We start from the raw sequence: 20969 nt of genomic DNA on the forward strand, positions 1-20969 counted from the left end.
TGTCCTGTTTTCATGATTGTAGGTTCATTGGGATTGCCTAGAACATAAAAACGGAACTCTTTATCAGTTCGCTTACACTTAATACGAATTGCACCATGTCCACGGAGATAGCCGCCATTAGGGATCAGATCAGTCAACACAACGAATGTGGACTCAATTTTGTCCCACGGGTTATATCCATGAAATTCTTCTTTTTCATTCCGATCAAGAATCTTTTTATATACATCCATACTTCCTTCATCAAAAGTCACAGGTGTATAAATTGGAGTATCAAAAAAGAATTCACTTAATGTCACTTTCATTTTTATCTCATTATTGCGATGGATTCATAACAGCTGTATAGTGCGCATGCGCGTTTTAGTCCTCGGAGGAGTGTAAACACGCATAGCTATCTATTTGTATTGGCTGGATATAATACCATTTAGTCCAAATATCCCTTGCAGCTAAACGCGCATGCGCGGTTTCCAAACCTATTATCTACCAGCTGTATTTTTTAACTTTATGAATTTAAATCTATTTTCTAAAATGTTACAGAAATAACGCGCAAGCTTAGCTGCAAATTCCCGGCATTTTGTCGAGAAGAACAATAATACTGTATAAAAAATCAGTTCTGAGGTGTTTGTCATGAGCGCGCCAAGCCGTACAACCGAGAGCCCTACAACCCAGGCCTTACAAAAAAAGTTAAGTAAAGCCATAGCTACCGCACAAGTCCAAACTCTGCTCATCCCTGAATTCCGCTGAAAACGGAAAAATGCCACTGCCGCCGACTTTGAGCCGCTGAGCTTAAGGAAGCGCTAAAGCTAAGCGGTTGAATTAGTTATACAATACCCAGTACTGAATGTTAAAACAATTAGCCAAAGGTCAAGTTTTTGACAAAGGCCACAAAACCCTGATTTGGCTGATTTTTGCAACAGAATTGACTGACTTTTAAGGCTTGAATCACTTTCTGTGTTAATGGGCCTGATTCAGTCGCGCTGGCTGGTGTCGAGCACACTGGTATTATGGCCTGGAACTTTAGCCTTTAAGCCCGATACGGGCGAAATAGATGGCGGTTTTGCCCTCATGGCTTGAGTAGTACACCAGCTTGAGTTCATCGCCGTCCAGCTCGATACCGGCGTAGCTGGTATCGCCGCCGGATGGCAGGGTTAAGAGCTCGGTGACCTTGGCTGTGGCGCTATCGATTTCCACCAGCGAGGTGCGCACCTTATTGTCATAGAGGCGCACCACGGCCAGCAGGCGGTCGTTATAGAAAAAGGCCACCGGGCCACCGATACGGCAACTGAGCTGCTGCCAGTGCCAGATTTTGAAAGGTGCCTTGGCCTTGCCGAGCAGCCCGGTTTCTTGTGCGTCCCACACAGGATCGCGCCTAAGCAGGCAAAGCACTTCTGTATCTGAAGAGGTTTGAGCAGAGCGAGTCTGCTCGCCGCCCCGAAACAACAGTGATGATTCATTGACATAACCGTCATTTTGCAAGGGGGCCACCCAGGGCGTAAATTGCAGCATGCCGGATTGTGATGCTTGCAGGCGCTCACTGCGATAGAGCCTGACATCACCATCTGCGCCTGGGCGATAACCCACGCCATAGAGGCCATCTTCAGCCTCGGTCACCCGCCATAGCCAGTATCCGGTATCGGCGACTTTTTCGGGGGCCGACCAGTTGATGCCATCCAGCGAGTGCCACATCAAGGACTGCAGCGGCGCCTTGCCATGTTTGGAGGCTGCGCCAAAAAGCCATAAACGGCCGGCATGGGCGAGCAGTTTGCCGTCGCGCAGATCGCCAAGCTCGCTTTGAATAAGCGCCTCGGCCTGCCAGCTTTGGCCATCGTCGGTGGATTTAAGCACTCTCAGCGCACCATCATCAGACACATGGGCCTGGCCCTCCCGAAAGACACAGTAGAGCGCCCCCTGCCAGCGGCATAGATCGCAAAAGGCGTTGTGTTCGCCTTGGTCCCAAATTTTTGTGTGTGAGATCAGCTGCATGCCTTGGCTCCCTGAGTTGCTGTTCCTTTATCTTATACCATTACTTAACTGCGCCAAGGTAAGTGGACTTTTTATCGTAAAAAGTGATGGCAAAAAACTTTGGTAAAAAGCTATGGCAAAAACAACGACAAAAACTATGCAAAAACTATGCAAAAAAGCAGCGAGAAACAGTGCCAAAAAGCTTAGAAAAAGGCCGCCGCGGCGACCTTTCATTGCATTGGAATCACATCTTTAGATGGGATTAGATAGGCTATCGACAAGCTGTAACACACTGCCGATAAAGCCTTGGCAGTATCAGCTGCGCTGCCGGGTTGGCTTGGGCTTGCCCGCCGCCGTCTTGTGTTTACGCACGGCGCGGCGCACCTTGGCACTGCGCACCTTGTTACGGGCCACGCTGTGTTTGTCGGCGCCCAGCATGGAGCGGGTTTCCGGATCCATGCCCGCCAGTTGGCGCAGGTAGTTGACCTGCTCCAGCGGCAGTTCGATCCAGCCGCCACGAGGCAGGCTCTTGGGCAGTTCTATTATGCCGTAACGCACCCGAATAAGGCGGCTCACCTGCACTTCCTGGGATTCCCACAGACGACGCACTTCACGGTTACGCCCTTCGCGTAGGGTAACATGCCACCATTGGTTGATGCCTTCGCCACCGGCGGCCTTGATGTGGTCAAACTGGGCCGGGCCATCTTCCAGCATAACGCCGCTGCGCAGACGCTGCAGCGCCGCTTCCGGCACTTCACCGAAGGTACGCACGGCGTACTCACGCTCCACTTCATTGGAAGGGTGCATCAGGCGGTTGGCCAGCTCACCATCTGAGGTGAACAGCAACAAACCCGAGGTGTTGATATCCAAACGTCCCACTGCAACCCAGCGGCTGTCGCGGGTGCGGGGCAGACGATCGAATACTGTGGGCCGGCCTTCGGGATCTTTGCGCGAGCAGATCTCCCCTTCCGGCTTGTGGTAGGCCAGTACCCGGCAGATCACATCATCGGCAGATTTCAGCGATACCGCACGGCCATCGATACGTACCTTGGCGTCGGCTTCGATGCGATCACCCAGTTTGGCGATTTCTCCGTCAATACTCACGCGACCTGCAGCAATCCATGCCTCCATCTCACGACGGGAGCCATGGCCTGCACGGGCCAAGACTTTCTGCAATTTTTCGCTCATTCAAGTTGACTCTTCTAAGGGTTCCGGCGGTGTTTTCATCCCCGAAAATACCGCCTCTAATGATTCGGCGTCAGACAGAGGCGGCAGATCCGCTATGCTGTCCAGACCGAAGTAAGCCAGAAACTCTGTAGTGGTGGCGTATAACGAAGGCCTTCCCGGCACCTCTTTGTGCCCCACAACGCGGATCCAGCGTCTGTCTGTTAAATTCTTGATAATCTGGCTGCCGACAGCCACCCCTCTGACCAGCTCAATTTCGCCGCGGGTCACAGGCTGACGGTAGGCGATAACCGCCAGGGTTTCCAATGTTGCCCTGGAGTACTTGGGCGCCTGCTCCTGCCACAGAGGTTGCAGCAAGGGGCTGAGGCTGTCGCGGGTCTGAAACCGATAACCGCCGGCAACCTTGACCAGTTGTACTCCACGCTCCTGATAATCCAGGGTCAATTCATCCACCGCGGCGCGAATACGCTCGCGGGAGACACTGAAATCGGCCAGCACGGTTTCTCTCAGCGCCTTCAAGGTCATGGGCTTGGCCAGCACAAACAGGCTGGCTTCGATCAGTTGTTTCAGCTGAAGGTCGTTAATCTTCGCCAAGTCGGCTCCCGTCAGTACGCCTTGAGATAAATTCGCGATAAAGGTTCGGCCTGGATCAGTTCCACCAGCAGTTCCTTTACCAATTCCATCAACGCCAGAAAGCTGACCACCACTCCGGCGCGCCCCTCTTCCACCTTGAACAGGGCTTCAAAAGGGGTGTAATGCTCACTGGAGAGCATGGCCAGAATTTGGCTCATCCGCTCCCGGGTAGAGAGCTGCTCGCGCTGCACCTGGTGAGAAGTGCCGGCTTCCACCCGCTTGAGTACCTCGCCAAAGGCCCGGGCCAGTTCGGCCAAAGACACATCCGGCGGCACCAGCAAGGGCTTGATATCCGGCGCCTTGCCCGCCTTGGCCTGGAATACGTCCCGCTCGAGCCGGGGCAGTTCATCCAGCCGCACCGCCGCCTCTTTGATGGCTTCATAAGCCTTGAGTTGGCGGATCAACACGGCTCTGGGGTCTTCCTCTTCCTCGGCTTCCAGCTCCGGCCTTGGCAACAGCAAGCGCGACTTGATTTCCGCCAATGTTGCCGCCATCACCAGATAGTCGGCCGCCAGCTCTACCCTGGCGCCCTGCAGCAGCTCGATATATTCAAGATACTGGGCGGTGATCCTGTGAATGGGCAGATCTACCACATCCATTTTTTGCTTGCGGATCAGGTACAAAAGCAAGTCGAGCGGCCCTTCAAACGCCTCAAGAAACACCTCAAGCGCCTCGGGAGGAATAAAGAGATCGGCAGGCAGCTCTCTGAGCGCCTCACCCCGCACTACGGCAAGCGGCAGACTCTGTTGAACGCCTTCACTCAAGCCGTTTTCTCTCCTCTGGCAGCATCCTTAAGGCGGCATAGGCCGACCAAACGCGCGATTATACCTTTATTGAGCGGTTAAAGAAATGGGCTGATATCGCCACTGCCTTCACGGACTATGACCATTTCGCCTTCAGACATGTCTATCACTGTGGTGGGCTTTTCGCCCAGGTAACCGCCGTGGAGAATGGCATCTACCTGATGTTCGAGAATATCGCGGATATGCTCGGGATCCGACTCGGTAAAGTCGTTGCCGGGCAGAATAAGACTGGTGGACATCAAGGGTTCACCCAGAGCTTCCAGCAGCGCCAGGGCGATAACATTGTTCGGTACCCGAATGCCTATGGTGCGTTTCTTTTCATTCTGCAGCCTTCTTGGCACCTCTTTGGTGGCCTTGAAGATGAAGGTGTAACAACCCGGCGTGTTGTTCTTCAGAATGCGAAACGCCTGATTATCGACTCTGGCATAGGTCGACAGCTCAGATAAGTCGCGGCACATCAGCGAAAAGTTATGATCATTGTCTATCTGGCGAATTCTGGCGATACGGCTCATGGCGTCTTTATCGCCAATCATACAACCCAGCGCATAGCCGGAATCTGTGGGGTAAACTATGACCCCGCCGCTTTTCAGAATGCTCACCGCCTGGCTTATCAGACGGGTTTGAGGATTCACCTCATGTACGTAGAAAAATTGACTCATTTAGTTATTGTCCATTGCTTGCATTGCCAGACCCAGTTCAATCCCTGGGGCCGATACAGATTCTTGCCCAGTTCCAGCCAGCGGCCGGGAAAGTGGAAATCGGATCCCACCGAGGCGTAGAGGCCGTTGAGAGTGGCCAGCGCCCCTAAATTATTTCTGTCGTCTGTGGTTTGCTGCCCGAGCACCACCTCCATGGCATCACCACCGGCGGCCTTGAACTCACGCACCAGGCGTTTGAGCCACTTGGCCGACAGTTGATAGCCACTGGGGTGGGCCAACACGGCCACTCCACCTGCGTTGTGAATTACCTCTATGGCCGTCGCCATCTCGCCCCAGTTGTTGGGCACATAGCCCGTCTTGCCGCGGCCGAGAAACTTCTTGAACACGCTGGCGCTATCCGGCGCGTGCCCCTGCTCGGCCAGGAAACGGGCGTAATGGCCACGGCTCAGCGCCGCATCACCGGCGAGCGCCCTGGCGCCTTCGTAGGCCCCTGGAATACCGGCCTTTTCAAGCCTTGCGCCTATTTCGCGAGCCCGCTCTTCCCTGAGCTCACGTTGACGCTCAAGAAAGACAAGCAGGTTTTCGTCGTGACGGTCGATATCCAGTGCCACAATATGAATATCATAGGCGTGCCAACGGGTAGAGATCTCAACCCCGTCCACCAGGGTCAAAGGCGCGCTCTGCCCGGCATTGAAGGCATGGGCCTCATCCAGCCCGGCGACTGTGTCGTGATCGGTAATCGCCAGCAGCTCAACCCCCTTTTCCAGGGCGCGTTCGAGCAGCAAAGACGGTGTCAGTTGGCCATCTGAGGCTGTGGTATGGCTGTGAAGATCGGCCAAAGTATTTTCAGTTATCATAGCGCTATTCTACTTGGTTTTGTTGGCAAAATGCGATTTATCTCCGCTGGGCGACGGCAAATTGGCAGAAATTTATCTAAATTAAAAATATTCAATTGACATTGGCGGGCAGCTGGGTTTTTCTATAGGTCAAACGTCGAGAGGACAAATTTTCAATGACACACTTCAACGCTTCACTCAACATCATCTGGTGGTGGCACTTCCCTTAACGCGGGTAGTGTGAAGCGCTGTGCACGATTGAAAATAACGCAGCCAAATTCAACAAAAAGCCCGCAAGAGATTGCGGGCTTTTTTGTGCTTAACGGTCAGGAAAACCCCGCAGCCAGGCTAAACAGCGGAACAACAGGAAGGACAGATGAACAGAATCGAGCCAATCGCCAGAGTACACCGCCAGACGCGGTCACTGCCCTATTACGACGATCCCCTGAAACTGTATCAGCAACTGACGCGGGACAAGCCTCACAGCATGTTGCTGGAGTCGGCCGAAATCGACAGCAAGGATCACCTGAAAAGCATTATCCTCAGCCACGCGGCGCTGGCCATTCGCTGTGACGGGTCGACCTTAAGCTTCGAGGCTTTGACAGACAACGGCGCCGGACTGCTACCCGCCATTCACGACTTCTTTAACTCGCGCGGTGAGGTCAGCCTGGAGCAGCAGAGCCTCAAGGTCGTGCTGCGCCCGATCACTGCCGAGCTGGATGAAGATGCCAGACTCAAGGCAGGCTCGCCGCTCGATGGCCTGAGATTACTGCAGCAGGGTCTGGTTGATGAGAACGAGAGCCAGTTTGAAACTGGTTTTCTGGGCGGCGTTTTAGGGTACGACCTTATCGCCAGCACAGAGCCGCTGCCAAGCGTAAGCCAGGGCGCCAACCACTGCCCCGACTATCTGTTTTATCTGGCTGAAACCCTGATAACAGTAGATCACCAAAAGGGCTGCGCCGAAGCCGTGGTGATGGAGTTTAATGGCAACAGCGAGGTGCAGGCCGAGCTTGGCGCCAGACTGGATGCCATAGAAACCAACTGCCAGCTGCTGGAAGATGTCGCCCCTTTGAGCGGCGTACATGCCGAGGCCAGCGTCAATATCAGCGACGCCGATTTTTGCCGCCAGGTGAGTCGCCTCAAGGAGCATATCTGCGCCGGTGATATCTTTCAGGTTGTGCCATCACGCAGTTTCAGCCTGCCCTGCCCCAATACTCTGGGCGCCTATCGGGCACTGAGACTGACCAACCCCAGCCCCTATATGTTTTACCTGCGCAGCGCCGACTTCACCCTGTTTGGCGCCTCTCCGGAAAGCGCCCTCAAGTATGAAGCCGAGGGCAATCAGGTTGAGGTTTACCCCATCGCCGGTACCCGCAAACGCGGCAAGACCCCAGATGGCGAGATAGATTTCGATCTCGACAGCCGCATAGAGCTGGAGCTGAGACTAGATAAGAAAGAGTTGTCGGAGCACATCATGTTGGTGGACTTGGCCCGCAACGATATCGCCCGCATCAGCCAGAGTGGCAGTCGTAAAGTGGCCGAGCTGCTGAAGGTAGACAGATACTCCCATGTGATGCATCTGGTCAGCCGGGTAACCGGGCAGCTTAGGGAAGATCTCGACGCCCTGCACGCCTATCAGGCCTGCATGAACATGGGCACCCTGGTGGGCGCCCCCAAGGTGCGCGCCGCCCAACTCATTCGTGAAACCGAGCAGCAGCGCCGCGGCAGTTATGGCGGCGCCGTAGGTTATCTCAACGCCCTTGGCGATATGGACACCTGCATAGTGATCCGCTCTGCCTTCGTCAGCGAAGGCATGGCGCACATCCAGGCCGGGGCCGGAGTGGTCTATGATTCAGATCCCCAGGCCGAGGCCGACGAAACCGCGCAAAAGGCGCAGGCAGTGATCAGTGCAATCAAGATGGGAGGTGGCCTGTGAAACTCTATCTATTGGATAACTTCGACTCCTTCACCTACAACCTGGTGGATCAGTTCCGCAGCCTGGGCTTTGAAGTGCTGGTGTACCGCAATAATGTCAGTGCTCAGTTGCTCGCCGAGCGGATGTTGGCGGAGCCGGGTCAGGCGGCGCTTATTCTATCTCCCGGCCCGGGCGCCCCCAGAGAAGCCGGTTGCATGATGGAACTTATTGCGCTGCTGGCCGGCAAACTGCCGATTCTCGGTATCTGCCTTGGTCACCAGGCCCTGGTTGAACATTACGGCGGCAAGGTTGAACGCGCCCCCCAAGTGGTACACGGTAAGGCCAGCCCGGTAGAGCACAACTGCGACGGCCTGTTTGCCAACCTGCCATCTCCCTTGCCTGTGGCCCGCTATCATTCACTGGTGGCAACCAAGGTGCCCGACTGCCTGGAGGTGATTGCCACCACCGAAGGCATGCCTATGGCCATCAGCCATCGCTGTGATGCCGCCGTCGGCTTCCAGTTCCACCCCGAATCGATTCTCACCACCCTTGGCAGCACCTTGCTGGTGCAAACACTGCAATACCTGACCATGAGCCGCGAGGAAACCTGCCATGACTGAACTGCAACCTCTGTTCGACAGCCTGTACCGGGGCGAGTCTTTGAGCCGTAGCCAAGCCGCCAGCCTGTTTGCCGAGCTTATCGACGGCAAGCTCAGTGAAAGCCAGATGGCAGCCATGCTGATCGCGCTCAAGCTCAAGGGCGAAACCATAGACGAGATCAGCGGCGCCGCCGATGCCCTGCTGGCCGCCGCCAAGCCGTTTCCGCACCAATGCCAAAGGGTAGTGGATATTGTCGGCACCGGCGGTGACGGCCACAACACTATCAATATCTCTACCACAGCCGCCTTTGTTGCCGCCGCAGCCGGGGTCAATGTTGCCAAACACGGCAACCGCGGGGTGTCCAGCAAGTCGGGCTCTTCCGATCTGCTGGCACAGTTCGGCATAGACTTGACCATGTCGCCCGAGTGCGCCGCCAAACACCTTGCAGACAACGGCCTGTGTTTTCTGTTTGCACCCCATTATCACGGTGGAGTGCGGCACGCTGTGCCTGTACGCCAGGCGCTCAAGACCCGCACCCTGTTCAATGTACTCGGCCCGCTGATTAATCCGGCTCGCCCCGACTATATGCTGCTCGGGGTCTACAGCCCGAGCTTGGTTCGCCCCATCGCCGAGGTGTTGCGGGCCCTTGGCGTCAAAGGCGCCATGGTCGTTCACGGCAGCGGCCTGGATGAAGTGGCGCTGCACGGCGAAACCCAGGTGGCCGAACTCAAGGGTGCAGAGATAGTGGAATATCGCCTCACCCCGGCAGACTTTGGCGTGCCACAAGCGACGCTGGCCGAGCTGGAAGGCGGCACCCCGGCAGAAAACGCCCTTATTACCCAAGCACTGTTCGCCGGTAAAGGCAGCGCCGCCCAGCGTCACGCCGTGGCCATCAATGCCGCCTGCGTGCTCTATCTCGCCGGAAAGGCTGACAATCTCAGGCAGGCCACCCAACTGGCACTGGCCACCCTGGATGATGGCCGCGCCTGCGCCAAACTCAACGCCCTGGCGGACAAAGCCCACCAAACCCAGACTGAAAACAATGACGCCAACTCACCACAACCCAGCAAGGCAGGAGCTATATCATGAGTAACGTGCTTGAGCGTATCGTCGCCACCAAGCAGCAGCATATTGAAGCCCTCAAGCTGCGTTTTCCCGAAGAGAGCCTGACGCCCAAGACGTCGGATCGCAGCCTGTATCAGGCACTCAGAGCAAAAGGCGCCGGCTTTATTCTGGAATGCAAGAAGGCCAGCCCCTCCAAAGGGCTTATCCGCAAAGACTTCGATCCGGTTGCCATTGCCGATGTTTACAGCCGCTACGCCTCCGCGGTGTCGGTACTGACAGACGAGGCCTTCTTTCAGGGTGACTTTCGTTATTTGCCCAAGGTGCGCGCCAGAATCAAACAGCCGGTATTGTGCAAAGACTTTTTTGTTTCGCCTTATCAGGTTAAGTTGGCGGCCCATCAGGGCGCCGATGCCATCTTGCTGATGCTATCGGTACTCAGCGATGAACAATATAGATTGCTGGCGAGCGAAGCCGAGCAATATGCCCTCGACACCCTCACCGAGGTCTCCAACGAGGAAGAACTCAAGCGGGCGCTGGCTCTGGGTGCGCCGATTATTGGCATCAACAACCGCAACCTCAGGGATCTGAGTACAGATCTGGCGATGACAGAGTACTTAGCTCCCAAGATCCCCGAGGGGACACTGATCATCAGCGAATCCGGGATCTACAGCCGTGAGGATGTGCGCCGCCTCAGCCCGCTGGTCGACGGCTTTTTGGTAGGCAGCTCGCTGATGGCCGAGGCCGATTTGGATCTGGCCTGTCGCCGCCTTATCTATGGCAACAACAAGGTGTGTGGCCTGACCCGGGAGCAGGATCTGCTGGATGCGGCAAAATCCGGTGCCGTCTATGGCGGCCTCATCTTCGCCGCCAAGTCCCCCCGTTGTGTCAGCCGCGCCCACGCCGCCGAGCTGTGCCGTTATAACGCCGAGCAGCCGCGTAAACTGGCGATGGTAGGGGTATTTGTCAATGAATCACCGGCTAAGATGGCCGAGCTGGCCAATGAACTGAAACTGAGCGCGCTGCAGCTTCATGGCAGTGAATCAAGCGAAGATATTGCCAAGCTCAAGCAGCTGCTTGAGCAAAATGGGCACCAGGCCGAGATCTGGAAGGCTGTTCCGGTCAATGTCGACGGCGGCGAGCTGCCAACCTTGCCGGAAGGCGCCGACCGCTATCTCTATGACAGTAAAAGCGGCGACAGCTTTGGTGGTACCGGCAAACATTTCGATTGGCAGCAAGGGCTTGCCCAGCGTGAGCGTGCCATGCTTGCCGGTGGCCTGAGTCCGGACAACGCCGCCTTGGCTGCCACCCAGGGCTTTTTCGGGCTGGACTTTAACTCAGGGGTGGAAAGCGCCCCCGGCATCAAAGACAGAGCAGCACTGCAGGCGGTGTTTAAGCAGCTCAAAGCCTGACAAGAACAACAGTATTTGCCTGTCAGACAGGCGCAACAAGTATCCTAAGGAAAGCAGTATGAGCGAGTTAAAACTCAACCCTTATTTCGGGGAATACGGCGGCATGTATGTGCCGCAGATTTTGATGCCGGCGCTGAAGCAGTTGGAAAGTGCCTTTGTCGAAGCCCAGAATGATCCCGCCTTTCAGGCCGAGTTCACCGAGCTTTTGAAAAACTATGCCGGGCGCCCCACCGCCTTGACCCTGACCCGTAACCTGTCGCCCAATGACAAGGTGAAAATCTACCTTAAGCGTGAAGATCTGCTGCACGGCGGCGCCCACAAGACCAACCAGGTGCTGGGACAGGCGCTACTGGCAAAACGTATGGGTAAAAAAGAAATCATCGCCGAAACCGGCGCCGGTCAACACGGGGTGGCCACCGCCCTGGCCTGCGCCCTGCTGGGCCTTAAATGTAAAATTTACATGGGCGCCAAAGATGTGGAGCGCCAAAGCCCTAATGTGTTCCGCATGCGTTTGATGGGCGCCGAGGTCATTCCTGTCACCTCAGGCTCTGCCACTCTCAAAGATGCCTGCAACGAGGCGATGCGCGACTGGTCCGGCAGCTATGACAAGGCGCACTACCTGTTGGGTACCGCCGCCGGACCTCACCCCTTCCCCACCATAGTCAGGGAGTTCCAGCGCATGATAGGCGCCGAAACCAAGGCGCAGCTCCTTGAGCGTGAAGGCCGACTGCCGGACGCCGTCATTGCCTGTGTTGGCGGCGGCTCCAACGCCATAGGTATGTTTGCCGACTTCATAGATGAAGCCTCGGTGCGCCTCATAGGCGTTGAGCCGGCCGGAAAAGGCATAGATACGCCGATGCACGGCGCGCCGCTGCGGCACGGCAAGACAGGCATCTTTTTTGGCATGAAGGCGCCCTTGATGCAGGACAGCAACGGCCAGATAGAAGAATCTTACTCCATCTCTGCCGGTTTGGATTTCCCCTCTGTGGGCCCGCAACACGCCCATCTCAATGCCACCGGACGCGCCACCTATGAGTCGGCCACCGATGAGGAGGCGCTGGCGGCCTTCCAGTTACTGGCCCGCTGCGAAGGGATTATTCCGGCGCTAGAGTCGGCCCACGCGCTGGCCTATGCCATCAGGCTGGCCAAAGAGTGCCGCGAAGAAACCATACTGGTGGTTAACCTCTCCGGCCGCGGCGATAAAGACATATTTACCGTTTCCGATATCCTGGCAGAGCGCCAGGCTGCATCTGCGCAGTCAGATAAATCACAGGAGTCACAGGCATGAGTACACGTTATCAAACCACTTTTGCCCGGCTGCAGGCCGAAGGCCGCGGCGCCTTTGTTCCCTTTGTGACACTGGGCGATCCCGGCCCTGAGCTGTCGCTGCAGATTATCGACACCCTGATTGCCCATGGTGCCGACGCCCTTGAGCTGGGCTTCCCCTTTTCCGATCCGTTGGCCGATGGCCCGGTGATCCAGGGCGCCAACTTACGGGCGCTGGCTGCCGGCACTACTCCAGCCAAGTGCTTCGAGCTTATCGCCGAGGTACGCAGCCGTTATCCCGAGTTGCCCATCGGCCTGCTGTTGTACGCCAATCTGGTATACGCCAACGGCATCGACAACTTCTATCGCCGCGCCGCCGAGGCCGGGGTGGATTCAGTGCTGATAGCCGACGTGCCGGTCGAGGAAGCCGCACCTTTTATAGAAGCCGCCAAGGCCCATGCCATAGCGCCTATCTTTATTGCGCCACCCAATGCCGATGATGATACCCTCAAGGCGGTGAGTGAAGCCGCTGAAGGCTACACCTATCTGCTGTCCCGCGCCGGGGTAACAGGCGCCGACAATAAGGCCGGTATGCCGGTGGATGAGGTACTGGCCAAGCTCAAAGCCTTCGATGCGCCGCCTCCACTGTTGGGGTTCGGTATTGCCGAGCCGGCTCAGGTCAGCGCCGCAATTGCCGCCGGCGCCGCCGGTGCCATTTCAGGCTCTGCCGTGGTCAGGATCATTGAGCAACACCAAAATGCACCCGATATGCTACTGAGCACTCTGGCCGACTTTACCCGTGCCATGAAGGACGCCAGCTAATCTCAGCCCTCTTTAATCCTCCAGCCAGGGTATTCCCTGGCTTTTTTATGCTTGCCTTACAATGACTTTGCGCTTGCTGCTTGTGTTGGCACAGGGTAACAAGATACCCTTGAATCATTCTCTATGCGGTTGCAAAGAGAAGCATGTAAAACCGAGCCCCTTGTATCAAGCTAATCATCTCGGCTTCAGGGACGAAAGGGACTTTCGGCCGTGCGGTAGCTATTGTCTTAATGCACTATTTTCATGCACTGTTTTAAAGCTGTATTTAAGGCAATAGCTTGGGATAGAGCCGCGCAGCACTCAGATACGCTTCAGGAGCCCAGTCTCAAACCGCGACTGACAACCAACTACACCAAGCGGAACTCAAGTATGAAAAGACTGTTTTGCCTCCCGATAATTCTATTCTCGACTGCCGCTATGGCCTAAACACTGGAAACGGATGGTTATAAAATAGAGATAGAAATCAACTGTGAAAGTGAAATGTTATGTGACGTATATAGGCCAGTCCAAAAAGTCGGGGAATCAAATAAGATTAACCGGCAGAACAGTACACACTATGTGCAATGATGGTGTTACTCCCTGCACCTTCCTGGGCTATGAGTTTCAAAACGGCTCAATCAATTACTTTGTTTCTGTCTTTGGCGAGCTTAGCGTCACCAATCAACATGGCGAGTTGATCCTGGAACAATCCGGGCAATGGCTCGATTAGCATGCTCATCAGCAAATCCAAATTCACTATCAGACTTGATTGTATAAAGGACAGGGAAAGAATAATGATAAAAAGGATGTTAGCTGTTTTTGGGATAAGCTTTTTTATTGTCGGTTGTGCCAATATTCCACTTGGCACCATGCTCAGTCTAAGTTCCTTCGATGAGCAGGATTTTGTTCAATTAAACCCGCAAGTCATCAGATCGCAGATCCTTATCGATGCGCCGGGCAAACTCGACCTTGATACCACTGAACTGACCCTGGAGCTGGATAGCAGTAAGGGAATATCCAGTTATCGTTTCCCGCTCAGACTGGAATCGACTGAGATTATCCCCCAAAACGAGGGACTGTTCAGCACCAGCCCTATGAAACACCATTACCAATTGGCACTCTCTGAAACGGCAATAAGCAGTTTCAGGCAAGTGCAGGCGTTGGTAAATACCGAGACACCCACAGAGTACAGCTTTTCCATCGACGCGGGCCTTGCTGATACAAGCGAACCGTTAAGGGAAGTCACCTTGTCGGTTTTGCTCAAACTGACCGAAGAGCAGGGATATCTGACCTTGATAGATAACGCAACACTCAACCTTGAGCATTAGCCTTGATCTTGGGCCTTGAGCATAAAACGACAGCAGCCTTAACCCCTGATTTGATTAAGACTGGATCCAAAACAACCAACAACAACTGAAGGAAATCGGTATGCAGATTGACCTTTTACAGCAAGTTGATGATGACCTGCAAAATGAGCTTATCGACAAGCTCAGAACCTATAATCACAGCTATATAAACGAAACTAGCCAACCTCTGGCCGCCATAGCCCGCGATTCCGAGGGGCAACTCATTGGTGGCGTGAGTGGCCGCAGCATCTATCGCCAGTTGCTGATTGAGGTGGTTTGGGTCGCGAAGGAGCATAGAGGTTCAGGTCTTGGCAGCCGCTTAATGGCTCTGTGCGAGCAAGAGGCAATCAAACGGGGGTGCCTGGCTGCGCAACTCGACACTTTGTCGTTTCAGGCGCCGGCATTTTATGCCAAACAAGGGTTTGAAGTTGTCGGCTCGGTCAGCGGAATTCCCGGCAGTCCGGACAGGTATTTTATGTGTAAACGCTTCAATGGCTGAAGGCCTGGCCAGGCTGCAATATGCCTTTTCTCCTGAGAGCGTGTTTGCGCCTTGTTCAATTTAGAGACTTGTTTCCATGCACGGACTCATGAGTAACACCAAGTGGCGCAAGGTATTGACTGTTCTGGCCAAGTACCCCGTCTATCTACAGCTCAAACGCTTGCAGGATGAAGACTTTCCACTGGATGTCGAACGCGCCGATCTGATTCTATCTGAGCTGGATGCGACACACTTTACTTATGTCAGATGTTCAGTCAGCTACAACGAGATAGACAAGTTGAAAGTAAAACGTCCAGCCAGAATATCGGCTTGGGGAGCAAACGAGATGACAGATTTATTTTCAGAGCTGAGCACGGAACTGAAAACCCTAGGTCAGCTCCCTTGCCAATTTGGGACCGATACGCTTGTCCTGTTCGGTTATCAACAAAACGTCGACTGAAGAGATATTATTATACTCCCTCCAAAATGACAGAGAACGCCATGACACTGACACAACTCAAGAAACTGTTACAGCAATGCCCCAACGCCACTGCCGACTATCCTTTTGGTCCTGAGGCCAGAGTCTATAAGGTCATGGGTAAGATGTTTGCTCTGCTGGCCGAGCAAGAAACGCCCTCTAGGGTGACACTCAAGGCCAAACCTGCCGACGTGCAGGCACTGATCGATAGCTTTGAGGCGATAGTGCCCGGCTATTACATGAATAAGCAGCATTGGTTCACGCTAACCTTGAATGGTGAGGTCAGCGAGGATATGCTCCGTGACCTGATTGAGGCATCCTACGCTCTGGTTGTCAGTAAACTGACCAAGGCGCAACAAGCCCAGTTGCAACAGCAAAACACCTAAAAATGACTTTTCAGATTGAGGGAACAATCGAGATGCGTGCCAGCCTGCGACAAAAAGTTATCCATGTCTGCCAGCAAAAAATCGCCCAGAAGGGCGAGAATGTTGGCGTCTCCTTCTATGCCTTCTTTGCCAACAAGAATGATGATCCCGAGTTGCTCATGGAGGCCGCTACCTGGTGGATCCAGACCCACAAACTGGATCACTTTGAGAAGGCCCGCAAAATTCTGCAAATGGTGCAAGCCGGGCAATAACCTCAGGGGCTGAGTAGCGCTAACCAGAGCCTAATTAAGCCCATGGATATAAACCATGCAACTGCAGGAAGCGCCGGGGAAAGATGAGCGCATCCTGCTCGGCCTGGCTCTCAAAGAGCACCACAACCCGACCCAGGATTGGAAAACCACAAGATATGAACATTGAAACCCCATCCAGTGCCGACTTTGCTGAGCTGCTGCAAGTCTGGGAAGATTCAGTGCGCGCCACCCACGACTTTATCAGCGAAGCCGATATCGCCTTTTTCAAGCCGCTGATCCTCGATAAGGCCTTCCCGGCGGTGACGCTCAGATGTATACGAGATGAGGCCAAAGCCATTGTCGGCTTTCTGGGCGTAGCAGACGACAAGATAGAGATGCTGTTTGTTCACAGCCGGGCTCGCGGCCAAGGCGTAGGCAGTGCCCTGCTCAAGCATGCCATCGAAGACCTCGGCGCCAACTTGGTCGATGTCAATGAGCAAAACCCACAGGCGGTCGGATTCTACCGGCATCAAGGCTTTAAACAGATCTCCCGCTCGGCACTCGATGCCATGGGTAAGCCCTTCCCTATTTTGCATCTGGCGCTTGATACTTCAGCAAAAAGGATAACTGATTGATGTCCAAGGAAGATGAGTTAAACAAAAAATATCGCGCTCTGCCCCGCGGCGCTCGTTGGCACTTAAAGCTGGATGCCCATGGACGAGCCTACTTTATTGGCAGACAGCAAACCCTGGCTACAATCTGGGGCTTTATCATGCTGGTTCCCCTGTCGGCCTCAAGTTTAATGGCTGTGGTGCTGACAGGAAAATCACAGGTATTTCATGCCGTCTCGGCCTTGCTGTTGTTAACTCTGGCAACTGGCTGTTTGGGGGTAAGAAGGCGTTGGCTGTTTGACCCCAAAAGCGCTGAGATTAAAGAATACACTGGCTGGTGGCGTATAAAAGCCAAACCCAGTAAAACCCTGCCCTACAGTCAACTCTCTATTCATATTACCCCACTGGCGCAAACGCCCAATGGGGTACAGCTGGTGCTGCTCGGACAGCGCCACACCCTGACAGATATGGCTGAGGCGCTGGCATTGATAGGCTTTTTGCGCGGCTGCGCCGGCCCGCTTGCAGTCAATGAACTTGAAGTCTATGAAAAAGTCACTGCCTGGCCCGAGTTGAAAGCCGTGCCCTTTGACACAGCTCCAAGCGACTCGGCGCCGGAGGCCGAGAGCCAGGCCGCAAAATCCCCCCATACCGAAACCAAGCCTCTGAAAGCCGCGACTCAAACTGGCCAATCCATCAGTCAGTACCGGCCCATTTGGGAGCAACACCTGATGTGGAAACTGGCGCTGCCGCTGCCGCTTTTTACCCTGCTCGGACTGCTACTGACACGCTTAGGGAGCTGAGCCATGGCGCACTGGAACAAGTACTCCTCACAAAGGGCCGAGTTGGTGTTTGGCCGCTGGACCTGGTTAATCGGCCTGCCGCTGGCGGCGCTGACTCTGGCACAGGTGTATTTCGGGCTTAACCCTGAATTGCTGCTCGGTTGGGCCATGGGGGCAACACTCGGCTGGCACGCGTTGTTCTGTCGCCATAAAATCTTGATAGACAAAGATACCTGTGTGCTGGTGCACAGTATTCGCAGTATCTACCCCATAGGGCAACTCAAGGTGCCACTGGCCGAAATCAGCGGATTTTGCCTCTGCCCCCATTTCGGCGAACCCAGATACTGGGACTTGATCTTGATGCTCAAGGATGGTCAGAGAGTGACCCTGCTGAAACGTAAGGGCAAGGCCGCAATGCAGGAGCTGGGTAAAGAGCTGGCCGATGTCAGCGGCCTGGCCTATGACGAAGAGTTCAGAGACTGAATCCCGGCTTGCATTAGCATTGAATAACATTCCTAAAGAATCCAATTGTCAAACTGATACCAGACAAGGAGGCTGTATGTCTGTTTATACTTCACCAAACGCCCAAACTCCGAGCGCCAGCTATGGCGCGGCGGACAAGAAACCCACTATCGCCATAGTGGCTTTCGATGAATTTACCGATATCGATCTGTTTTTGATGTGGGACATAGTGGGCCGCATCCAGAATGATTGGCAGGTCAAGCTGCTCGGCAGCAGCAAAAGTCACAAATCGGCATTGGGTCTTGAGATTGAGATGCAGGGCCATATTCGCGAAGCCAACCAGGCTGATGCCGTGCTGTTTATCAGCGGCAAACAGGGGATCCCGCTGGCGCTGCAAGATCCGGACTTTATCAATACTTTTGAGTTGGATCCCAACAAGCAACTGCTCGGCTCTATCTGCGCCGGTTCCTTTATCCTGCAAAGATTGGGGTTACTGGATTGCCGCGCGGCCACCACGCATCCGGATGCCAAAACGGCATTGCAAAAGACAGGTGCCGAAGTACTGGATGAACCTTTGGTGATAAGAGGCAACATAGCTACCGCCGGTGGCTGCCTGTCGGCCATGTATCTGTGTGCCTGGCTGGCCGAACGCCTGCTAGGCGAAGAGAAGCGCCGGGAAATGCTAAGGGAGCTGTTGCCCGCCGGACAACAGCCACAGTTTGAGGCCATTATTGATGCCAGCCTGCAAAGTGCTGCCGAGGCTGCAATCCAAACCGCATGCCAATAACTATTGAGAATAATCGCCTATAGAGGTTCTGTGGCAATAACAGCTTGAGAAATCCGTAGCGCTCCAGTAATTTGGGCCAAGTTTCATTGCTTGGTGCCGTTACCTAGCTTAAGGAGTCGAGATGCAATCTGCACTGGTAAGCAGCGAGTGGTTGGCCGCTCATCTTTCTGATCCCAAGTTGGTCATTTTGGATGCCAGCATGGACAAGGTGATAGGCCGCGAGCCGATAGTCTACGATGAGCCCTGCTTTATTGCCGGTGCCCGGCGGCTGGATCTGGAGCGGGAGTGCACAGATCTGCAATCCAGTGAGTTACACGCCCTGCCGAGTCAGGCCCAATTTACCGAGCTGGTGCAGCGGCTCGGCATCGACCAGGACAGCACTGTCGTCATCTATGACAACCAGGGTATCTACTCATCGCCCCGGGGCTGGTGGTGTTTCAAGGTCATGGGCTTTGAGCAGGTGTTTGTTCTCGACGGCGGTCTGCCCAAATGGCTCAAAGAGCTGCGCCCCTGTGCCGGCAAGTTAGCGACCGAGTTTCAGCGCGGTAACGCCTGTGGGCAATATCAAGCGGAAAAGGTCTGTAACGCCCCCCAGGTATTGGATACCCTGGCAGGCAAGCAGGCCATGATACTGGATGCCAGGGCCAGTTCACGCTTTCTCGGCCAGAGTCCCGAACCCAGAGAAGGCGTGCGCAGCGGCCATATTCCCGGCGCCGTGAATCTGCCGTTTGCCGAAGTGCTGGATGGCGACAGCCTGAAACCTCAGCCGGCACTGGAGCAGATTTTTCTGCATCTGGGTGCCATGGACGCCAGACGCAGCGGCAAACCTTTAATCTTCAGTTGCGGCTCAGGGATCACCGCCTGTATTTTGATCCTGGCGGCCTATCAGGTACGCCTCGACGCCCTGATACTCTACGATGGCTCCTGGGCCGACTGGGGCAGCAAGGCCCATCTGCCGCTGGCAACAAGTTAAGACCAAAGCCGTTATAAACCAAAGCGGTAAAAAATCAGGGCTGTTAAAAACCGGCTCTCGCTTTCAGCACAACGGAAGACGAGCAGCAAACGGTTCTCTAGCTTCACCCTCGAGCTCAATCTCAAGCCTGCTTCCCCAAGCGGGCTTTTTAACATCATAGCCGCCCACCAGCTTGCCCCGCCAAGGCTGCTGCTTATGCTTGTCTAAAGAACAGCCTTAAGCCCTTTCCTTAAGGCGCCGCAATCTTTCAACCTACATGCTTTTCTTTTGAACCCACAAAGTATACGATTCATATATGTTTTATATATAAAGTGTATTTTTGGCATATGGGAATTATCAAGATCTCCGATGAACTCCATGAGGAGCTGCGCAAGGCCAGCGGCCTGATGGCGCGCTCCATCAACGCCCAGGCGGAATTTTGGATCAAGATGGGCATGCTGGCCGAGCTTAACCCCGACCGGAGTTTTAATGAGCTGATGGCCGAGCTGTATCAGCGGGAAGCCATCAAGGTACCAGGAGTGCAAAATGCTTGAACAAAAAAGAAAAATTCATTTAAAAACTGCAGCTGAAGCCGAGCTGATGCGCCGCTCAGGCGCCCTGCTTGCCAAGGTATTTGCCATGTTGGACGACTTTGTTGTTCCCGGCATCTCGACCATGGCCATCAACGACAGAGTAGAAGACTTTATCGTCAACGAGCTTAAGGCGCGCCCGGCCAGCAAGGGCCAATACGGCTATGCCTATGTGCTCAACAGTTCGGTCAATGAAGTCGTGTGTCACGGGGTTCCGTCGGAGCAGCAGTTGCTGAAGGCCAGCGATATTGTCAATCTGGATATCACCCTCGAAAAGGATGGTTTTATTGCCGACTCCAGCAAGATGTACCTGATGCCACAGGCATCGCCTTTGGCCAAACGCCTGGTACAGGCCACTTATGAAGCCATGTGGCGAGGGATCAAGATGGTCAGGCCCGGTGCCCGCCTCGGGGATATTGGCCATGCGATTCAACAGTATGCCGAATCCCAGGGCTACAGTGTGGTCAGGGAATACTGTGGTCATGGCATAGGGCGCGAGATGCACGAAGAGCCCCAGGTGCTGCACTATGGCCGCGCTGCCAGCGGCCTGGAACTGCGAGCCGGTATGTGTTTTACCATAGAGCCGATGATCAACCAGGGCGGCGCCAAAATAAAGACCAAGAAAGATGGCTGGACAGTAGTGACCCGGGATAAAAAACTCTCGGCCCAGTGGGAGCACACCATACTGGTGACAGATACCGGCTATGAAGTGTTGACCCTCAGAGATGAAGAGCGCTGA

General features: G+C 54.7%; 26 protein-coding genes. 19 read left to right on the forward strand and 7 right to left on the reverse strand.

Annotation, left to right across the window (positions count from 1 at the left end; all coding sequences use genetic code 11):
• The 7 genes from N512_RS22755 to rnm all read right to left on the reverse strand — a co-directional run.
• Window positions 1–302: hypothetical protein (locus N512_RS22755; protein WP_156029151.1), on the reverse strand; the 302-nt coding region annotated here is incomplete at its 3' end.
• A 712-nt stretch (window positions 303–1014) separates the two neighbouring features.
• Window positions 1015–1980 (reverse strand): sialidase family protein, encoded by a 966-nt coding sequence (locus tag N512_RS0110065; protein WP_028780245.1) that lies wholly within the window; start codon window positions 1978–1980, stop codon window positions 1015–1017.
• Between the two features lie 294 nt (window positions 1981–2274).
• A complete protein-coding gene (gene rluB, locus N512_RS0110070) occupies window positions 2275–3147 on the reverse strand; it encodes a 23S rRNA pseudouridine(2605) synthase RluB (protein WP_028780246.1) in 873 nt (290 codons plus the stop codon).
• Window positions 3148–3738 carry an SMC-Scp complex subunit ScpB gene (scpB, locus tag N512_RS0110075; RefSeq protein ID WP_025010666.1) on the reverse strand — a complete coding sequence of 197 codons (591 nt, stop codon included), beginning with the start codon at window positions 3736–3738 and terminating at the stop codon, window positions 3148–3150.
• 11 nt (window positions 3739–3749) lie between these two features.
• A complete protein-coding gene (locus N512_RS0110080; RefSeq protein WP_025010667.1) occupies window positions 3750–4541 on the reverse strand; it encodes a segregation and condensation protein A in 792 nt (263 codons plus the stop codon).
• 77 nt (window positions 4542–4618) lie between these two features.
• On the reverse strand, window positions 4619–5239 hold the full coding sequence (locus N512_RS0110085; protein WP_025010668.1) for an L-threonylcarbamoyladenylate synthase: 621 nt from the start codon (window positions 5237–5239) through the stop codon (window positions 4619–4621).
• Window positions 5236–6096 (reverse strand): RNase RNM, encoded by an 861-nt coding sequence (rnm, locus tag N512_RS0110090; RefSeq protein WP_028780247.1) that lies wholly within the window; start codon window positions 6094–6096, stop codon window positions 5236–5238. The genes N512_RS0110085 and rnm overlap by 4 nt, the downstream gene beginning before the upstream one ends.
• A 355-nt stretch (window positions 6097–6451) precedes the next feature.
• On the opposite strand from rnm, the gene N512_RS0110095 reads away from it, so the two are divergent.
• From N512_RS0110095 to map, 19 genes are all read left to right on the forward strand, one after another.
• Entirely contained in the window at window positions 6452–8011 is a 1560-nt protein-coding gene (locus tag N512_RS0110095) for an anthranilate synthase component 1 (RefSeq protein WP_028780248.1), read from the forward strand.
• The gene (locus N512_RS0110100) at window positions 8008–8610 is read left to right on the forward strand and encodes an aminodeoxychorismate/anthranilate synthase component II (protein WP_025010670.1); all 603 of its coding nucleotides are present in this window, start codon (window positions 8008–8010) and stop codon (window positions 8608–8610) included. The genes N512_RS0110095 and N512_RS0110100 overlap by 4 nt, the downstream gene beginning before the upstream one ends.
• Window positions 8603–9679, forward strand: coding sequence for an anthranilate phosphoribosyltransferase (trpD, locus tag N512_RS22760; RefSeq protein ID WP_051472749.1), 1077 nt, complete (start codon window positions 8603–8605; stop codon window positions 9677–9679). Before N512_RS0110100 ends, trpD begins: the two co-directional genes overlap by 8 nt.
• Window positions 9676–11064 carry a bifunctional indole-3-glycerol-phosphate synthase TrpC/phosphoribosylanthranilate isomerase TrpF gene (gene trpCF, locus N512_RS0110110; RefSeq protein WP_028780249.1) on the forward strand — a complete coding sequence of 463 codons (1389 nt, stop codon included), beginning with the start codon at window positions 9676–9678 and terminating at the stop codon, window positions 11062–11064. The genes trpD and trpCF overlap by 4 nt, the downstream gene beginning before the upstream one ends.
• A 58-nt stretch (window positions 11065–11122) precedes the next feature.
• A complete protein-coding gene (gene trpB, locus N512_RS0110115) occupies window positions 11123–12352 on the forward strand; it encodes a tryptophan synthase subunit beta (protein WP_028780250.1) in 1230 nt (409 codons plus the stop codon).
• Window positions 12349–13152, forward strand: a complete 804-nt coding sequence (gene trpA, locus N512_RS0110120; protein ID WP_081737130.1) for a tryptophan synthase subunit alpha — start codon at window positions 12349–12351, stop codon at window positions 13150–13152. Before trpB ends, trpA begins: the two co-directional genes overlap by 4 nt.
• A gap of 556 nt (window positions 13153–13708) precedes the next feature.
• Window positions 13709–13861, forward strand: a complete 153-nt coding sequence (locus tag N512_RS24530) for a hypothetical protein (protein ID WP_197021447.1) — start codon at window positions 13709–13711, stop codon at window positions 13859–13861.
• Between the two features lie 76 nt (window positions 13862–13937).
• Complete coding sequence (locus N512_RS0110130; protein WP_156029154.1) at window positions 13938–14459, forward strand: hypothetical protein; 522 nt, start codon at window positions 13938–13940, stop codon at window positions 14457–14459.
• 100 nt (window positions 14460–14559) lie between these two features.
• Entirely contained in the window at window positions 14560–14976 is a 417-nt protein-coding gene (locus tag N512_RS0110135; RefSeq protein WP_028780253.1) for a GNAT family N-acetyltransferase, read from the forward strand.
• Between the two features lie 88 nt (window positions 14977–15064).
• Complete coding sequence (locus N512_RS0110140; protein WP_028780254.1) at window positions 15065–15415, forward strand: hypothetical protein; 351 nt, start codon at window positions 15065–15067, stop codon at window positions 15413–15415.
• Between the two features lie 41 nt (window positions 15416–15456).
• The gene (locus N512_RS0110145) at window positions 15457–15819 is read left to right on the forward strand and encodes an MmcQ/YjbR family DNA-binding protein (protein ID WP_028780255.1); all 363 of its coding nucleotides are present in this window, start codon (window positions 15457–15459) and stop codon (window positions 15817–15819) included.
• Between the two features lie 32 nt (window positions 15820–15851).
• Window positions 15852–16070: a DUF6500 family protein gene (locus N512_RS0110150; protein WP_028780256.1), complete on the forward strand. Its 219-nt coding sequence runs from the start codon at window positions 15852–15854 to the stop codon at window positions 16068–16070.
• A 155-nt stretch (window positions 16071–16225) separates the two neighbouring features.
• Window positions 16226–16684, forward strand: coding sequence for a GNAT family N-acetyltransferase (locus tag N512_RS0110160; protein WP_028780257.1), 459 nt, complete (start codon window positions 16226–16228; stop codon window positions 16682–16684).
• A complete protein-coding gene (locus N512_RS22765) occupies window positions 16684–17460 on the forward strand; it encodes a hypothetical protein (protein ID WP_037474729.1) in 777 nt (258 codons plus the stop codon). Before N512_RS0110160 ends, N512_RS22765 begins: the two co-directional genes overlap by 1 nt.
• A gap of 3 nt (window positions 17461–17463) precedes the next feature.
• Complete coding sequence (locus N512_RS0110170; protein WP_028780258.1) at window positions 17464–17922, forward strand: hypothetical protein; 459 nt, start codon at window positions 17464–17466, stop codon at window positions 17920–17922.
• Between the two features lie 76 nt (window positions 17923–17998).
• Window positions 17999–18688, forward strand: a complete 690-nt coding sequence (locus N512_RS0110175) for a DJ-1/PfpI family protein (protein ID WP_081737132.1) — start codon at window positions 17999–18001, stop codon at window positions 18686–18688.
• 121 nt (window positions 18689–18809) lie between these two features.
• Window positions 18810–19661 carry a sulfurtransferase gene (locus N512_RS0110180; RefSeq protein ID WP_028780260.1) on the forward strand — a complete coding sequence of 284 codons (852 nt, stop codon included), beginning with the start codon at window positions 18810–18812 and terminating at the stop codon, window positions 19659–19661.
• A gap of 326 nt (window positions 19662–19987) precedes the next feature.
• Window positions 19988–20194: a ParD-like family protein gene (locus N512_RS0110185; protein ID WP_025886768.1), complete on the forward strand. Its 207-nt coding sequence runs from the start codon at window positions 19988–19990 to the stop codon at window positions 20192–20194.
• Window positions 20187–20969: a type I methionyl aminopeptidase gene (gene map / locus N512_RS0110190; protein WP_028780261.1), complete on the forward strand. Its 783-nt coding sequence runs from the start codon at window positions 20187–20189 to the stop codon at window positions 20967–20969. The genes N512_RS0110185 and map overlap by 8 nt, the downstream gene beginning before the upstream one ends.

Source organism: Shewanella sp. 38A_GOM-205m, from assembly GCF_000518445.1.
GTDB lineage: Bacteria > Pseudomonadota > Gammaproteobacteria > Enterobacterales > Shewanellaceae > Shewanella > Shewanella algae.

Coding starts and splice junctions, on each gene's coding strand:
- N512_RS0110065 (WP_028780245.1), bottom strand. CDS start 1,980: ATGCAGCTGATCTCACACACAAAAATTTGGGACCAAGGCGAACACAAC.
- rluB (WP_028780246.1), bottom strand. CDS start 3,147: ATGAGCGAAAAATTGCAGAAAGTCTTGGCCCGTGCAGGCCATGGCTCC.
- N512_RS0110085 (WP_025010668.1), bottom strand. CDS start 5,239: ATGAGTCAATTTTTCTACGTACATGAGGTGAATCCTCAAACCCGTCTG.
- rnm (WP_028780247.1), bottom strand. CDS start 6,096: ATGATAACTGAAAATACTTTGGCCGATCTTCACAGCCATACCACAGCC.
- N512_RS0110095 (WP_028780248.1), top strand. CDS start 6,452: ATGAACAGAATCGAGCCAATCGCCAGAGTACACCGCCAGACGCGGTCA.
- trpD (WP_051472749.1), top strand. CDS start 8,603: ATGACTGAACTGCAACCTCTGTTCGACAGCCTGTACCGGGGCGAGTCT.
- trpCF (WP_028780249.1), top strand. CDS start 9,676: ATGAGTAACGTGCTTGAGCGTATCGTCGCCACCAAGCAGCAGCATATT.
- trpB (WP_028780250.1), top strand. CDS start 11,123: ATGAGCGAGTTAAAACTCAACCCTTATTTCGGGGAATACGGCGGCATG.
- trpA (WP_081737130.1), top strand. CDS start 12,349: ATGAGTACACGTTATCAAACCACTTTTGCCCGGCTGCAGGCCGAAGGC.
- N512_RS24530 (WP_197021447.1), top strand. CDS start 13,709: ATGTGCAATGATGGTGTTACTCCCTGCACCTTCCTGGGCTATGAGTTT.
- N512_RS0110130 (WP_156029154.1), top strand. CDS start 13,938: ATGTTAGCTGTTTTTGGGATAAGCTTTTTTATTGTCGGTTGTGCCAAT.
- N512_RS0110135 (WP_028780253.1), top strand. CDS start 14,560: ATGCAGATTGACCTTTTACAGCAAGTTGATGATGACCTGCAAAATGAG.
- N512_RS0110140 (WP_028780254.1), top strand. CDS start 15,065: ATGAGTAACACCAAGTGGCGCAAGGTATTGACTGTTCTGGCCAAGTAC.
- N512_RS0110145 (WP_028780255.1), top strand. CDS start 15,457: ATGACACTGACACAACTCAAGAAACTGTTACAGCAATGCCCCAACGCC.
- N512_RS0110150 (WP_028780256.1), top strand. CDS start 15,852: ATGCGTGCCAGCCTGCGACAAAAAGTTATCCATGTCTGCCAGCAAAAA.
- N512_RS0110160 (WP_028780257.1), top strand. CDS start 16,226: ATGAACATTGAAACCCCATCCAGTGCCGACTTTGCTGAGCTGCTGCAA.
- N512_RS22765 (WP_037474729.1), top strand. CDS start 16,684: ATGTCCAAGGAAGATGAGTTAAACAAAAAATATCGCGCTCTGCCCCGC.
- N512_RS0110170 (WP_028780258.1), top strand. CDS start 17,464: ATGGCGCACTGGAACAAGTACTCCTCACAAAGGGCCGAGTTGGTGTTT.
- N512_RS0110175 (WP_081737132.1), top strand. CDS start 17,999: ATGTCTGTTTATACTTCACCAAACGCCCAAACTCCGAGCGCCAGCTAT.
- N512_RS0110180 (WP_028780260.1), top strand. CDS start 18,810: ATGCAATCTGCACTGGTAAGCAGCGAGTGGTTGGCCGCTCATCTTTCT.
- N512_RS0110185 (WP_025886768.1), top strand. CDS start 19,988: ATGGGAATTATCAAGATCTCCGATGAACTCCATGAGGAGCTGCGCAAG.
- map (WP_028780261.1), top strand. CDS start 20,187: ATGCTTGAACAAAAAAGAAAAATTCATTTAAAAACTGCAGCTGAAGCC.